The organism is Lactobacillus hamsteri DSM 5661 = JCM 6256 (genome assembly GCF_000615445.1).
In the GTDB taxonomy this organism is placed as follows: domain Bacteria; phylum Bacillota; class Bacilli; order Lactobacillales; family Lactobacillaceae; genus Lactobacillus; species Lactobacillus hamsteri.
This window is the reverse complement of the sequence record NZ_BALY01000034.1, coordinates 1-16,017: the sequence shown is the minus strand read 5'-3', so window position 1 is coordinate 16,017 and position 16,017 is coordinate 1. Positions and strand designations below refer to the sequence as shown.

Annotated in this window: 8 protein-coding genes, 1 tRNA gene, 2 pseudogenes and 1 other annotated feature; of the genes and pseudogenes, 10 read left to right on the top strand and 1 reads right to left on the bottom strand. The window is 35.5% G+C overall.

Annotation, left to right across the window (positions count from 1 at the left end; all coding sequences use genetic code 11):
* Positions 1-15: 15 nt before the first annotated feature.
* A tRNA-Ser gene (locus JCM6256_RS07880) sits at positions 16-104 on the bottom strand.
* Positions 105-338: 234 nt separating this feature from the next.
* Here JCM6256_RS07880 and JCM6256_RS07875 point away from each other — a divergent pair.
* The 10 genes and pseudogenes from JCM6256_RS07875 (at position 339) to JCM6256_RS07830 (ending at position 14,884) form a co-directional block, all read left to right on the top strand.
* Positions 339-2,240: a glycoside-pentoside-hexuronide (GPH):cation symporter gene (locus JCM6256_RS07875; RefSeq protein WP_025081181.1), complete on the top strand. Its 1,902-nt coding sequence runs from the start codon at positions 339-341 to the stop codon at positions 2,238-2,240.
* Positions 2,230-5,253 (top strand): beta-galactosidase, LacZ type, encoded by a 3,024-nt coding sequence (gene lacZ, locus JCM6256_RS07870; RefSeq protein ID WP_025081180.1) that lies wholly within the window; start codon positions 2,230-2,232, stop codon positions 5,251-5,253. Before JCM6256_RS07875 ends, lacZ begins: the two co-directional genes overlap by 11 nt.
* Positions 5,254-5,311: 58 nt before the next feature.
* A complete protein-coding gene (locus JCM6256_RS07865; protein WP_025081179.1) occupies positions 5,312-6,310 on the top strand; it encodes a LacI family DNA-binding transcriptional regulator in 999 nt (332 codons plus the stop codon).
* Positions 6,311-6,456: 146 nt separating this feature from the next.
* Positions 6,457-7,848, top strand: coding sequence for an amino acid permease (locus JCM6256_RS07860; RefSeq protein WP_025081178.1), 1,392 nt, complete (start codon positions 6,457-6,459; stop codon positions 7,846-7,848).
* Positions 7,849-7,927: 79 nt separating this feature from the next.
* Positions 7,928-8,884 carry a thymidylate synthase gene (locus JCM6256_RS07855; RefSeq protein WP_025081177.1) on the top strand — a complete coding sequence of 319 codons (957 nt, stop codon included), beginning with the start codon at positions 7,928-7,930 and terminating at the stop codon, positions 8,882-8,884.
* Positions 8,885-8,896: 12 nt separating this feature from the next.
* Positions 8,897-9,411: pseudogene (locus tag JCM6256_RS10130) on the top strand (dihydrofolate reductase).
* Between the two features lie 88 nt (positions 9,412-9,499).
* Positions 9,500-11,895: pseudogene (locus JCM6256_RS10125) on the top strand (HAD-IC family P-type ATPase).
* 72 nt (positions 11,896-11,967) lie between these two features.
* Positions 11,968-12,208 (top strand) — a binding site (T-box leader).
* Positions 12,209-12,261: 53 nt separating this feature from the next.
* Entirely contained in the window at positions 12,262-13,116 is an 855-nt protein-coding gene (locus JCM6256_RS07840; RefSeq protein ID WP_025081176.1) for a MetQ/NlpA family ABC transporter substrate-binding protein, read from the top strand.
* 12 nt (positions 13,117-13,128) lie between these two features.
* Positions 13,129-14,190, top strand: a complete 1,062-nt coding sequence (locus JCM6256_RS07835; RefSeq protein ID WP_025081175.1) for a methionine ABC transporter ATP-binding protein — start codon at positions 13,129-13,131, stop codon at positions 14,188-14,190.
* A complete protein-coding gene (locus JCM6256_RS07830) occupies positions 14,183-14,884 on the top strand; it encodes a methionine ABC transporter permease (protein ID WP_025081174.1) in 702 nt (233 codons plus the stop codon). The genes JCM6256_RS07835 and JCM6256_RS07830 overlap by 8 nt, the downstream gene beginning before the upstream one ends.
* Positions 14,885-16,017 lie beyond the last annotated feature (1,133 nt).

Genomic DNA, 16,017 nt, shown 5'->3' with positions numbered 1-16,017 from the left:
TCATTTTTTAGCTTGAGGAGAGTACAGGATTTGAACCTGCGCGCCAGGGAAAACCTGGTTCGCCGGATTTCGAGTCCGGTGCATTACCACTCTGCCAACTCTCCAAATTATTAACAAGCTTATTATAGCAATCTTTTTAAAATTGGTAAAACAAATTATATTTTTACTTAATCTAAACTTTTTACTAAAAATATAATTCACTTATAAATGTTTATAAATCAATGATTGATTAGAAAATATAATAATTATCTTTTATAAAATATTTACTAAACTGTAGACATATTTAGTAAAAGAGAATATTATGTAATCGCTAACAGAAATATAAGCGGAGGATAATTATGAAAAAGAAGGTTATTTCACGTTTGTCTTATTCTTTTGGGGCATTCGGCAATGATGTTTTCTACGCGACTCTGTCGACGTACTTTATCGTGTTTGTAACAACGCACCTTTTTAAATCAGGTGCGAGTCAAATGATTTTTATGATCACAAATTTAATTGCGATTATTAGAATCAGTGAAGTTTTTATTGATCCTTTAATTGGTAATGCCATTGATCGAACTGTTACACCATGGGGAAAATTTAAGCCATGGGTTGTAGCTGGCGGCGTGATTAGTTCGCTTGCTTTATTAGCACTTTTTACTGATTTAGGTGGGCTTAATAAAAGCAATCCATTTATGTATTTTGTCTTTTTCGGAATAATTTACTTAGTAATGGATATTTTTTATTCATTTAAAGACACAGGATTTTGGTCAATGATTCCTGCTCTTTCACTTGATTCACATGAACGTGAAAAAACGGCTACTTTCGCCAGAATTGGATCAACGATTGGGGCCAACATTGTTGGTGTGGTTATTATGCCAATTGTATTGTTTTTCTCACAAAACAAAACTAATCCAAATGGTGATAAACAAGGCTGGTTTTGGTTTGCTTTTATTGTGGCCGTAATTGGTATTGCTTCCGCAATTTCAGTCGGAATAGGAACGCATGAAGTAAAATCAAAATTGCGTGAAAATAAAGAAAAGACCACCCTTAGTCAAGTTTTCAAGGTTTTGGCTAAGAATGATCAATTAATGTGGCTTGCACTAGCTTATTGGTTCTATGGCTTAGGCGTTAATACATTAAATGCCTTGCAGCTGTATTATTTCTCTTATATTTTAGGTAATGCTCATGGTTATACGATTTTGTATGGGATCAATACTATTGTCGGTTTGATTTCTGTTGGTTTGTTCCCATCACTAGCTAAAAAGTTTAATCGTAAACGTTTATTCTATATTTGTATCAGTGTAATGCTTATAGGAATTTTAGTATTCTTCTTGGCAAATGGTTCTCTGGCCATTGTTTTGACAGGAGCTGAATTATTTTTTATTCCGCAGCCTTTAGCATTTTTAGTAGTTTTGATGATTATTTCTGATGCTGTGGAATATGGACAGCTTAAAACAGGTCACCGTGATGAAGCCTTAACTTTATCTGTAAGACCACTAGTTGATAAGCTTGGTGGTGCCTTGTCGAATTGGTTTGTTTCTTTAGTTGCCGTTATGGCAGGGATGACGACAGGTGCAACTGCATCTAGCATTACTAATCATGGACAAATGATTTTTAAATTATGCATGTTTGGTTTTCCGGCAAGTATGCTGCTAATTTCTGTAATAATTTTTGCTAAAAAAGTTTTGTTAACAGAAGAAAAACATGCACAAATTGTTAATGAACTTGAAAAAAGATTTAGTAAAAAACATGCGAGGAATCCAATTATAAAAAAGAAAAAAATCAAATTAAATACTCCTATAGCAGGAACGCTTTTGCCGCTTAAAGATTTGCCCGATAGCACGTTTTCATACGGGTTAATGGGAAAAGGCTTTGTCATTATACCGGTTTCTGGGAAGGTTTATGCGCCATTTTCTGGAAAAATCAAACAAATTGCCCCAACCAGACACTTTATTATGTTAGAAAATGAAGTTGGCATGGTCGTTTTGATTCACATTGGTCTTGATACGGTTACACTAAATGGGACAGGGTTTACAACCTTAGTTGATGTTGATGATCATGTCGTAGAAGGACAGGAAATCATGGAATTTTGGGATCCCGTTATTAAAAAGCATAATTTAGATGATTCAGCTATTATAACGGTAATTAACTCAGAAATGTTCGATGATTTTAAACTTATTCAGGAATATGGACATAAAGTCAATGCAATGGAAGCTATATGCTTAGTAGAAAGTAGAAGTAAAAAAGATGATAAATAAAGAAACTACACAAGCAAATCTTGCTTGGTTAAGTGATCCAAAAGTTTATGAAGTAAATACTGTTGCTCCTCATTCTGATCACAAAGTTTATGCTAGTGAATCAGAATTGATGAAAAAAGAATCCAGTTTAGTACAAAATCTAGATGGTCGTTGGAAAGTTAATTATGTTAAGAATATTAACCTTTGGCCACAAGATTTTTATAAAAATGACTTTGATGACAGTGATTTCGATTATGCGGATGTTCCTGGCAATCTTGAAATGCAGGGCTTTGTTAATCCCCAATATGTAAATATTCAGTATCCGTGGGATGGTTCAGAAGATATTAAGCCACCAATGATTCCGCAAGAATACAATCCGGTAGCTTCATATGTAAGAAAATTTGATTTGGACAAAGGCTTAAAAGATAAAAAAGTAACTTTAACTTTTAATGGTGTGTCTACAGCTATCTATGTTTGGCTTAATGGTCATTTTGTAGGTTACAGTGAAGACTCATTTACACCAAGTGAATTTGATATTACTGAATTTTTGAAAGAAAAAGATAACCGTCTTTGCGTTGCTGTCTTTAAATTTTCTTCAGCGTCATGGCTTGAAGATCAAGATTTTTGGCGTCTTACTGGAATTTTTAGAAGTGTAGAATTAAAAGCACAGGCTAAGCTTCATATTGAAGATGTTGAATTGAAGCCCTCATTAAATAAATTTAATTTGGGTGATTTGAAGATTAATGCCAAAATTTCAGGAAAAATTGATGTTGAAAGTAAAATTGCATTAACTTTATTTGATGATAAAAGTAAAGTTATATATAAGAAAAAAAGTAATTTAGAAAATATAGTAAATGCGGACTGGCAAGATCTAAAGATTAAGCCATGGAGTGCAGAACAGCCAAATTTATATTTCTTACAAGTTGGTCTTTATCAAAATAAAAAGTTAGTAGAAATTACTAAAATTCAGGTTGGTTTTCGTAATTTTGAATTAAAAGATGGCGTAATGTACTTGAATGGCAAGCGCATAATTTTTAAAGGAACCAATCGTCATGAGTTCGATTGTGAACGTGGTCGTGCGATCACTAAAGAAGATATTATTTGGGATCTAAAGACGATGAAGCGTAATCATATTAACGCTGTCAGAACGTCACATTATCCTAATCAGACTTTATTTTATGAACTTTGTGATCAATATGGCCTTTATGTAATTGATGAAACTAATTTGGAAACTCATGGTACTTGGCAAATGGTTGGTCACGAAGATGCATCCTATAATGTTCCCGGTAATAACAAAGAATGGGAAGGTGCTTGTCTTGCACGTGCTAAGAACATGTTAAAGCGTGACTTCAATCATGCATCAATTTTGTTCTGGTCATGCGGAAATGAATCTTATGCTGGAACAGTGATCGCCAAAATGGCAGAATTTTTCAAAGAAAATGATTCCAGCAGATTGGTTCATTATGAAGGCGTAACTCACAATAGAAAATTTAATGATATTAGCGACGTCGAAAGCCGCATGTATGCTAAACCTAATGAAATTAAGGAATATCTAGAATCCGAACCTAATAAGCCATACATTTCGTGTGAATATATGCATGCGATGGGAAATTCAGTTGGCGGGCTTAAACTTTATACAGATTTAGAAAAGTACCCACAGTATCAAGGCGGATTTATCTGGGACTTTATTGACCAAGGAATTATGAAAAATGGCCATTTGGCTTACGGCGGTGATTTCGATGATCGTCCAAGCGACTATGAATTTTGTGGTGATGGTTTAGTGTTTGCCAATCGCAAAGTTTCTCCTAAAATGGCAGCTGTTAAAACACTTTACAATAATGTCAAAATGCATCTTGATGGCAATCAATTAACTATTAAAAATGATAATTTATTTGTAAATCTTGATGACGAATACTTTGTTGCTAAGGTATTGATTAACGGTAGACGTGTTTGGCAAAGCGACAAATTGACTTTTGACGTTGAAGCAAATAGCGTGAAAACTTTTGCGATTGATTTTCCGACTTGTGAAATTAATCAAAATGAAGAATTAGTTTATGAAGTAAGCGAGTATTTGGCAAAAGATAAAAACTGGGCTAAAACCGGGTTAGAATTGGGTAAAACGCAATCGGTTGAAGTTCATGAACATACAGAATTTCATGGTCAGGGTTTGCCGGAAATAGTTGATTCAAATTACAATTTGGGTCTTAAGGGAGAAAACTTTAGCTTGCTCTTTTCAAAAGAAAGAGGAAAATTGATTTCCTTAAAATATAATGGTCAAGAATTCATGGAAAAATTTCCTGAATTAACTTTTTGGCGTCCGCTTACTGACAATGATCGCGGTGCAGGATATGGTTTTATACTTGCAAAGTGGGAAAATGCAGGAAAATATGCCGAGTTAACGGATTTTTCTTATCAAAAAGAAGATCGACAAATTGTGATTATTGCAAAATTTAAGATACCAGTAATTTTAAAAGATGAGATTAGCGTCATCTATAAAGTAGATAAAACGGGAAAGATAAATGTTCATGCGATTTACCCAGGTACAGAAAAAGCAGAAATGTTGCCGACTTTTGGTTTGAATTTTGCACTGCCTAAACAATATGATCATTATTGCTATTACGGCTTAGGTCCAGAAGAAAATTATGCTGATCGTTTGGCGGGAAGCTATTTGGATGAGTATTCCGGAAAAATTGCTGATAATTTCACCCCATATCTAAGACCACAAGAATGCGGCAATCGTAGCCATGTTCGTAATTACGCAATTTTAGATAAAAATAGGGATGGAATTAAAATTGTAGCTGATCAAAAGGAACTTAATGTTTCAACTTTGCCATATTCAACTCCTGAAATTGAAAATGCTAGCCATATAAAAGAATTGCCAAAATCAAGTTTTACTTGGGTTAGAGTTTTGGCTAGTCAAATGGGTGTCGGTGGCGATGACTCATGGGGTGCGCCAGTTCATTCTCAATACTGTATTGATGCAAGCAAAAGGCAAGAGTTAGCTTTTAGCATTGTCCCGGTTTTTGTTAAATAATGGTAGAATATTTTTAGTAAATAAAGATATTTTACTATAAAAGCAAAGAGGGATGATCATGGCCACCATCAAAGATATTGCAAGTAAAGCAAATGTTTCGCCAGCAACAGTTTCGCGAGTTTTAAATTATGATCAAAGTTTATCGGTAAACGACTCAACTAAGCAAAAAATCTTCCATATTGCGGAAGAACTTCACTATACAAAAACTAAAAAACGTTACAAGCATAAGGCTAAAAGTATTGCTGTTATTCTTTGGTGTGATCGAAATCAAGAGATTAAAGATCTGTATTATTATTCCATTCGTAACGGGATTGATGATCAAGCGTCCGCTTTGGGATATCAAACAAAAGTCTTTTATAATACAGATTCTTTAAGTGAGATAGAAAAGTGTGTCGGAATCGCTGTAATTGGTCATCGTCAATATTCTGCAAAAAGATTGAAAGATATTAATGCTTTTAATAAGCCAACAGTATTTCTTGATGCGGATACCTTGTCAGAAGATCGATCTTGTGTTGTTTCTGATTTTCATACTTCAGTAAAAGAAGTAATCAATCATTTTTTGAAACAAGGACAAAATCGAATTGGCATGCTGGTAGGTGATTTGGATGATGATTATGATAAAGAAAATTTAACTGATTTTCGTTTTCATGATTATAAAAGCTATATGACTGAACTCGGTCTTTTCAATTTGGATAATGTTATTGTGGGAAAATTCACTCCGGAAACTGGTTATCAAGCTGTTAAAGAATATTTGCAAAAAGAAAATAAAATGCCCCAAGCACTTGTGGTTGCTAATGATGCCATGGCGATTGGTGCTTTAAAGGCTTTACGGGAGGCTAAAATCGCTGTTCCCGAAAGTGTAAGTATTATTTCCTTCAATGATACAACTGCGGCAGAATTTGCTAATCCGTCCCTTAGCAGTGTTCATGTTGATACTCATGAAATGGGACGAATGGGGATGAACGTTTTAAAAAATAATATTGATGGTGATTTTAAGGATGCCTACAAAGTCACTCTTAAAACTAAGCTAGTTCTACGTGAAAGTAGTTTAAACTAAATTTTTTCTCTATTTACAGAAAACTGCAAAAATTAGTGTTTGCCTTATAAAAGAGAATGTCATAAAATTAAAACGAAATGAGAGGTTGGAGCAATTGTTCCAACCCCTTTTGATATCTTAATTTTATTGAGTTGTGTGGTGAAAGAATGAGTCATAAAAAACATAACGCGCCGCAACTGAAGAGATCGATGTCTGCGGGACAGATGGAAATGATTTCTTTAGGTGGTGCTATCGGAGTAGGGCTTTTCATGGGTTCTGGCTCAACTATTAAATGGACCGGACCTTCAGTATTGCTCGCTTATATTTTTGTAGGGCTAATTTTATACATTGTCATGAGAGCATTAGGGGAGATGCTCTACGTCAATCCCGGAACAGGATCGTTCGCGGATTATGCGACGGAATATGTTCATCCCTTAGCTGGTTACTTGGCCGAATGGGCGAATGTTTTCGAATATATCGTTGTAGGTATGTCCGAAGTTGTTGCGGCGACAGAATATTTAAAATATTGGTGGCCGCATATCAGCGTCTTTTGGTCGGGAATAATCATTATTGCCTTTTTGCTTTTAGCCAACCTAGCCAGCGCAAAAGCTTATGCTTCGCTAGAATTTTGGTTTGCGATGATCAAAGTTATTACCATTATCTTGATGATCATCTTAGGCTTTATGGTAATTTTCTTTGGCTTCGGCAACGGTGGTCATCCAACCGGATTTTCTAACTTGTGGACTCACGGCGGTTTCTTTACTGGTGGACTAAAAGGCTTCTTTTTCTCAATGTCCATTATTGTTGGTTCATATGAAGGAATTGAGTTATTAGGTATTTCTGCGGGAGAAGTTGCCAATCCACAAGATGCAATTGTTAAAAGCGTGAAGAGCGTTTTACTGCGAATTTTGATTTTCTATGTTGGTGCGATCTTCGTAATTGTTACTATTTATCCTTGGAACAAACTCGGCAGTATTGGTTCGCCTTTTGTAACAACCTTTGCCAAAGTAGGGATTACGGCCGCTGCCTCAATCATCAACTTCGTAGTTTTGACAGCTGCCTTGTCGGGAGCAAATTCAGGAATTTATTCATCCAGCCGAATGTTGTTCAAGCTTTCTCATGATGGGGATGCACCTAAATTATTTGGCCATATTTCTAAGAGAATTGTTCCTGATCGTGCGATTATGGGGATTTCAACTGGTATTTTTATCGGCTTTGTATTGAATGTAATTGCTTCGAACTTCAATCACTCTGCTTCAGATTTGTTTGTTGTGGTATTTAGTTCATCAGTATTGCCAGGAATGATCCCTTGGTTCGTAATTTTGCTGGCCGAACTTAGATTTAGAAGACACAATAAAGATGAATTAGAAAATCATCCCTTCAAGTTGCCGCTTTATCCATTCTCAAATTACTTTGCCTTTGCAATGCTTTTGGTAATTGTAATTTTCATGGTAATTAACCCTGATACGCGAATTTCAGTTATTGTTGGAGCACTTGTTTTAATTGCAGCAACTATTACTTACTTAATTCGCCATAAAGGTGAAACCACAAAATCTTGATTTTGTATTCACCGATAACCATATATGTGGTAGTCTAATTTCAGATTAGTAATTCTATGATGAAAAAGGACTGAACAAAATGGCTATCTTAGAACAACCATATTTAGATTTATTAAACGAAATTATGACTAATGGTCACGATAAAGGTGACCGTACCGGAACAGGCACTCGTAGTTTGTTTGGTGCGCAAATGCGCTTTGATTTGAGCAAAGGCTTTCCGCTCCTTACAACTAAAAGAGTGCCTTTTGGTTTAATTAAGAGTGAACTTCTCTGGTTCTTGCGTGGCGATACCAACATTCGTTTTTTGCTTGAACATAAAAATCATATTTGGGATGAATGGGCCTTTAAGAATTGGATTGAAAGCGATGAATATCAGGGTCCAGATATGACAGATTTTGGTTTGCGTAGTCAAAGCGATCCAGAATTTAATAAGCTTTATCGTGAAGAAATGGAAAAATTTGATCAAAGAATCCTTGACGATGAAGACTTTGCTAAGAAATATGGCAACTTAGGCGATGTTTATGGTGCGCAATGGCGTCATTGGCAAAAGCGTGAGGGTGGTTTTATCGATCAAATTCAAGATGTAATTGATCAAATCAAAAAGACGCCTGATTCAAGAAGAATGATTGTGACAGCATGGAATCCGGAAGATGTGCCAACTAGCGCTTTGCCACCATGCCATGTAATGTTCCAATTTTATGTTGTCGACAACAAATTAAGTGCTCAGCTTTACCAACGCTCAGGCGATATGTTCTTAGGCGTGCCTTTTAATATTGCCAGCTATTCGCTTTTGCTTCATATGATTGCACGCGAAACTGGGCTTGAAGTGGGTGAATTTGTTCATACTTTAGGAGATGCGCATATTTATCGCAATCACTTTGATCAAGTTGAAGAACTTCTTAGCCGCGAGCCTTATGATTCACCACAATTGTGGCTCAATCCTGATAAGAAAAAGATTGAAGACTTTGAAATGAGCGATATCAAAGTGCTTGATTACAAGCATCATGGTACGATTAAAGCTCCGGTTGCCGTGTAAAGGATAGAAAATATGATTAAATTTGTTTGGGCCGAAGATGCTAATCATGGTATTGGGTATCAAGGTCATTTACCTTGCATATGCCAGCTGATATGAAGCATTTTAAAGATGAAACTATTGGTCATCCAATTTTAATGGGAAGAAAAACATTCGATAGCTTTCCACACCTTTTGCCAAAAAGAAAACATTTGGTTTTAACTAGAGATAAAAAGCTGGCAGAAAAGTATCAAGATAATGACCAAGTAGAAATTTTTTCTTCTATTGAAATAATGAATGATTATCTTAAAGAGCATCAAGACGAAGAAATTTCTGCAATTGGTGGCGTTTCGATTTTTAAAGCTTTGCTTGATAAAGTTGATCAACTTGAAAAAACTGAGATTAACCATGAATTCGAAGTTGATACCTACATGCCAGAAATTGATTATGCGCAATTTGAATTAAGAAAAAAAGAAGCTCATGAGCCTGATGAGAAAAATAAATATTCGTATACTTTTCTCACATATGTTAAGAAAAATAATAAAAAATGATAAAAAAAGTCCTGCAGGTTTGCGGGGCTTTTTCCATGTAGTCTATAATAGATAAATAAGAATTTTTTTATTGATAAAAGGACTAGAAATGGCAGAAGAAAAAATTACAGGTTTGACGCAATCGGAGGTTGATCAAAGGGTTAAAAATGGTCAGGTGAACAAAGCAGTTGACGATCAATTTAAAACCAACGCTCAGATTGTCCGTGAAAACATTTTTACATACTTTAACTTGATTTTCCTTGTGCTGGCGATTCTTTTGGTTTTGGTCGGGGCGTGGAATGATTTAACCTTCTTACCGGTCATTGTTTTGAACACGGTGATTGGGATCGTGCAAGAAATTAAGGCTAAGAAAATTTTGAGCAAATTAAATGTGATGAATGCCACGCATGTCACCGCGATTCGCAATGGTCAAGAAGTACAAGTTGCGATTGAAGAGCTGGTAGTTGATGACATTGTTTTGCTTAAAACCGGCGATCAGATTCCAGCAGATGGAAAAATCGTTTCTGGCGAAATTCGTGTTAATGAAGCTCTTTTAACAGGTGAATCCGATGAAATTACTAAGGAAAAAGATGCTGAATTGATGTCTGGTTCCTTCGTAGTTTCAGGGAAAGCTTACGCAAAATTAGAAAAAGTAGGTAAGGATTCCTATATTTCCAAGCTAACGATTGAAGCTAAAGCGATGGGCAGTACTGAGCAATCAGAAATGGTGCGTTCAATTAACCGCTTGGTTAAGTGGGTTGGAATTATTATCATTCCTTTAGGGATTGCTTTGTTTACGCAGAGTTACTTTTTCAATCATGCCGGCTTGCAGCGCAGCGTGGTTTCCATGGAAGCGGCCTTGATAGGGATGATTCCGGAAGGCCTATATCTTTTAACAACTATTGCCTTAGCTCTTTCCGCAACACGCTTAGCTAAAAAAGAAGTTATGCTTCATGATATGAAAAGCGTGGAAACGTTGGCGCGAGTAAACGTGCTCTGTGTTGATAAAACAGGAACAATTACCGAGCCGAAGATGGGCGTGGAAAAAGCAGTTAAGTCTAAATCTTATGAAAAAGCCGACTTAAATAATGTTATCGCCGACTTTGTTCACTATATGCCGGCTGATAACGCAACGATGAAGGCTATTCATGAATTTTTCCAAGATTCAACCGGTAAGGAATCAACAGGTCTTGTGCCGTTTACTTCCGTGAATAAATATTCTGGCGTTGTCTTTGGTGATCATACAACAATTATTGGCGCGCCCGAAATGGTTCTTCGTAATCAATTTGATGAATATAAAGACGAGTTTGAATCTTATGCGGAGAAAGGCTATCGAGTAGTAATTGTTGCCAACTATCCTGGAGTTTTAACAGAAGATAACTCTCAGCTTATGCAAGATGTTGAAGTATTAGGATATATTTTGCTTACTAATCCAATTAGAAAAGAAGCAAAAGACACCTTTGAATATTTTGCTGAGCAGGGAGTAAATATCAAAGTCATTTCTGGTGATAATCCAGTAACTGTAGCGCGCGTGGCCCAACAAGCAGGAATTTCCGGAGCTGATAAATACATTGATGCACAGACAATTACTGATTATGATGAAGCAGTGAAAAATTATAATGTCTTCGGCCGTGTAAAGCCTGATCAAAAACGCAAATTTGTAATCGCACTTCAAAATCAGGGCAATACAGTTGCAATGACTGGAGATGGAGTTAACGATATTTTAGCTATGAAAAAAGCCGATTGTTCGATTGCCATGCTTCCGGCAATAGCGCGGCTGTTCAAGCTTCTCAAGTTGTTTTGCTTGATTCTAACTTTGCTAAAATGCCGGCCGTTGTAAATGAAGGTCGCCGAGTAGTTAACAATATTCAGCGCTCAGCTAGTTTGTTCTTAGTTAAAAATATCTTTTCATTTTTAATGGCAATTTTCGCTTTAATTATGACAGTCAATTATCCATTGCAACCTTCGCAAATTACTTTGATTTCTGCGTTTACAATCGGTTTGCCATCATTCTTGTTGGCCTTAGAAAGCAACCACAACCGAATTCGCGGTAAATTTATTCCAAATGTTTTGGCTAAGGCTTTTCCAGGTGGAATTACCGATTGGCTAGCTGTGGGAATTTTGGTTATTGCTGGTTCTTTTATCGACCTTGATCATGATCAGGTTGGTACTACCGCAACCATGCTTTTAATCTTAGTCGGTGTCATGGTTATGTACCATATTTCGGCTCCACTCAATAAATTTAGAACGGGTGTCATGCTTTTGTCATTAGTGGGCGTGATTACTTCAATTATTTTCCTTCATAATCTATTCTCGCTTTCAGCACTTCGACCAAGATCGATCTTCGTTTTAGTTGTCTTGTTCTTTGCGGCAGTAACCGTCTTTAGATGGCTTTCTCATATTTCTGATGGAATTGCGGAAGTTCTAGTTGTTTTTGATCAAAAGGGCAAGAACATGACTTTTGCGGATTTGAAGGATGCTTATGCACGAGGTAGAAAACAATAATTAAAAATATATTTAAGAACTTTGTTGACAGTCTTAAAATTAAATGATAAATTAGTTACAACAAATCGATAAAGAAACATCTTGAAAAGCTGAGTAACTAAATTTCTCACTTCTAAAGAGAGCTGGCATTGTGGTGAAAGTCAGCAAGTGGGAGTTAGCGAATATGGGCTTGGAACGGTGATTATCAGTGATATTTAGCTGATAACGGGTTTGCATCCGTTAACATTGCAAGCTATTGTTAGATAGCTATTGAGGTTTGCCATGTGAGTGGCAAACGAATTAAAGGTGGTAACGCGAAGCACTCGTCCTTTTTAAAGGATGGGTGCTTTTTTAATACAAAAAATTAAAATTCTGGAGGAGATAAAAATGAGAAAAAGAAGACGCAAGAATACAATTATCTGGTCAATCATTGTTATTGTAATTTTGATTGCTGGTTGGTTTAGTTTCGGCCCAGGAATCGGCAGTAAATCAAATGATAAGACCGTAGTTGTCGGTGTGGTTGGTCTTAGCAAGCAAGATCAAGCTATTTGGAAGAGTATTGAAAAGACTGCTAAAGAAAAATATGGCGTAACTATCGAACTTAAAAACTTTTCTGATTACAACCAACCTAACAAGGCTTTGAAGTCAGGGGATATCGATTTGAATTCATTCCAACATTATGCATTCTTAAATGCTTGGAATAAATCAAATGGTGGCGGCGTTGTTCCAATTGGTAAAACTTATATCGCTCCAATTCGTCTTTATTCAAGAAAGTATCATAAATTGAGCGAATTGCCAGAAGGCGCCACAATTGCGATTCCAAATGACGCAACTAATGAATCAAGAGCATTGTTTGTTTTGAAAAATGCTGGTTTAATTAAACTTCGTAAAGGCAAATCCTTGGTAACAGTTGCCGATATTACAAGCAACCCACAGAACTTTAAGATTAAAGAAGTTGGTGCTGAACAAACCGGCCGTGTTCTCAACTCAGTTGATGCCTCTGTTGTTAACAATTCATATGCCGGTCCAGCTGGTTTGACTGATAAGCAAACCATTTATATTGAGCCAATCAACAAGGATTCTGCAGAATGGATTAACATTATTTGTGCTAAGAAGGGTAATCAAAATAAGCAAATTTACCAAGATGTTGTGAAAGCATATCAAACTGCAGAAACTAAGAAGTTAACCAAGAAATACTATGGCAATAGTCAACTTGCTGCTTGGGATGTTAAGTTGAAATAGGAGGAGAAGCGCATGAGCATTATTAGTTTAGATCATATCGATGTAGATTTTCCGCAAAAAAAGGGCCAATCCGTGAAGGCCGTGAATGATGTAACCTTGCATGTCGAAAAAGGAGATATCTACGGTGTTGTTGGCTTTTCTGGTGCAGGCAAGTCAACTTTGGTTAGAACTGTCAATCTTTTGCAAAAACCAACTGCGGGTGATATTAAAGTTAACGGCGTAGATTTTGTGAAAGATGGCAAGCAAGTTATTTCTAATAAAAAATTGCAGCTTGAAAGACGCAAGATCGGCATGATTTTCCAACATTTCAACTTATTAAATGAAACCACGGTTTTAGAAAATGTTGCTTTTGCTTTGAAGCATTCTAAGCTTTCTGATGAAGAACTTGAAAAAAGATCTTTGGAATTGCTAGATTTGGTTGATTTGAAAGATAAGGCCAACTTTTATCCAGTTGAACTTTCTGGTGGCCAGCAGCAAAGAGTTGCTATTGCGAGAGCCTTAGCGAATAAACCAGATATTTTGATTTCTGATGAAGCAACTTCCGCATTGGATCCACAAAATACTCAGCAAATTTTGGCACTTTTAAAGAAGTTGAATAAGGAACTTGGTTTGACAGTCATCCTTATTACTCACGAAATGGAAGCCGTTAAGCAAATTGCAACTAAGGTAGCGGTAATGGAAAATGGTCAAGTGATTGAAAATGGTAACTTGCGACAAATTTTCCTTCACCCTAAGAAGGAATTAACTAAGAAATTTGTTGGTGGCTCACTTGAAACCATTTCAACTTTGGAATCTCTTAACTTAGGAAAATTGGGTGAAAATGAGGCGGTTTACCAGCTTGTTTACTCAATTGCGAACGTGACTAAATCAATCATCATTGAGCTTTACCGTCAAACTGGTGCTGAGGCTTCAATGTTATATGGTAATGTTGAACTTTTAAATGATGAACCAATCGGAACCTTGGTTGTATCTGTTAAGGGCGATCCTGAAAAACAGAAGCAGGCGCGGGAATTCTTGGAGAAGCAAAACGTAACATTGACAAGATTGGATGAAAAGGGGAATTTGTATGATTAATTGGTTAGAAAAAGTATTGCCAAATGTCTTTCAACTTGGTTGGGGCGGCGACGCCGGCTGGGGAACGAGTATTTTTCAAACTTTGTTCATGACCTTTTGGTCAGCAATCTTCGGTGGTATTTTAGGAATTATCTTTGGCGTGCTTTTAGTGGTAACTAAAGAAGATGGTATTCGTCCAAACAAGTTTTGGTATAACTTCTGCGATAAGTTTGTTTCTATCTTTAGAGCAATTCCGTTTGTTATCTTGCTTGCCTTCATCGCACCTGTTACGCAGAAAATTGTTGGTACGCAGATTGGGATGAAAGCAGCATTGGTACCTTTGACATTGGGTGTTTTTCCTTTTTATGCTCGGCAGGTGCAAGTTGCTTTAGAAAGTGTTGATTCAGGTAAGGTAGAAGCTGCCCAAAGTTTGGGTGCAACTTCTTGGGATATTATCTTTGATGTTTACTTGCGTGAATCACGTTCGGAACTTATCAGAGTTTCAACAGTAACGGTTATTTCATTAATCGGCTTGACAGCAATGGCTGGTGCGATTGGTGCTGGCGGTTTGGGTAACACCGCGATTTCTTATGGTTACAACCGCTTTAACAATGATGTAACTTGGGTAGCAACGATTTTAGTAGTTATCTTGATTTTCATTGTGCAAGTTGTTGGTGATTTCTTTGCTAAGAGAATGAATCATCAGAATAGATAGAGATCTATTCTGGTGCTAAGACTTTGCGAAAAACTGGTGAAAAACAAAACAGGACTGATATCATCAATTATAAAATAAGTAGGATAATAGGCGAATGTCATTAAGTTAAAGCCTTAGTAAAATAAATACCATTTTTAAGATCGAATCTAGATGATTCGATCTTTTTTAATATTTAAAGTAATAAAAGATAATTTAAATACGGTAAACGAACTAAAAAATAGCAATGCCATTATTATTTCTTTATTTTATGATATTGATAGAAATATCGTCTGTTTTTAAATAAAATAACAAAGCAAAATTACTTTTAAAAATCCACTCTTGTAATAAATAACTATGCGATTATAAAAATCTATCACTGATAACAGTGACATATCAGCAAATATGTTCAATAAACATTTTTATAAATAACTTTAAAGTCGGACAAATATGTGGTATAAATAATATGTTTAAAGAAATAAATAACTAAGTCTATATAAAGGGATTGATTGAGTTGATGCATTGGTAGAAAATTATAAATTGGTTATTGAAGAGACTGGCGCAAATGACAGAGCAAAAAAAACATTTAAGAGTAGAGATTTAAGAACTTCATTACCCATTTAACATAATAGCGAGATTTTAATCGCTTTTGATATAGAGTTAGAGTAAAGAATGGTAGATCAATTTGATCTACCATTTTTTGTTTATCTATGTCATAGAATAATAAAAATATGACAAAAGGCAAAAATCAGGTCTAGCTTTAAAATATTGATATACAAGTGTTTTTAGATGAAAATATTTTTAATTTTTGTGCAATAAGTCCAATTATTAGTGTTTTATGAGAAAAATATTTAAACGCTCATAAAGTGGATTAGCTGGCCAAATGTTTTTACTCAATTGATATATTAGTTTTAATAACATCTAATATATTAGCACTGATCTGATATATTACTATTAAATAATGGAAAAATAAAATTGATTGCAAAATAAAATAACGCGCTATAACATGCGTTTTGAAAGCGATATCTATTAATAAATTAACAAATCAGAAGTAAAGATTAAAAGCAAGAAAAAAATAAACAATTTTGTTGATCATTCTAATATATTACATATAATTATTATTTGAAAAGTGATGACCTTAGAAAATATATAACTTT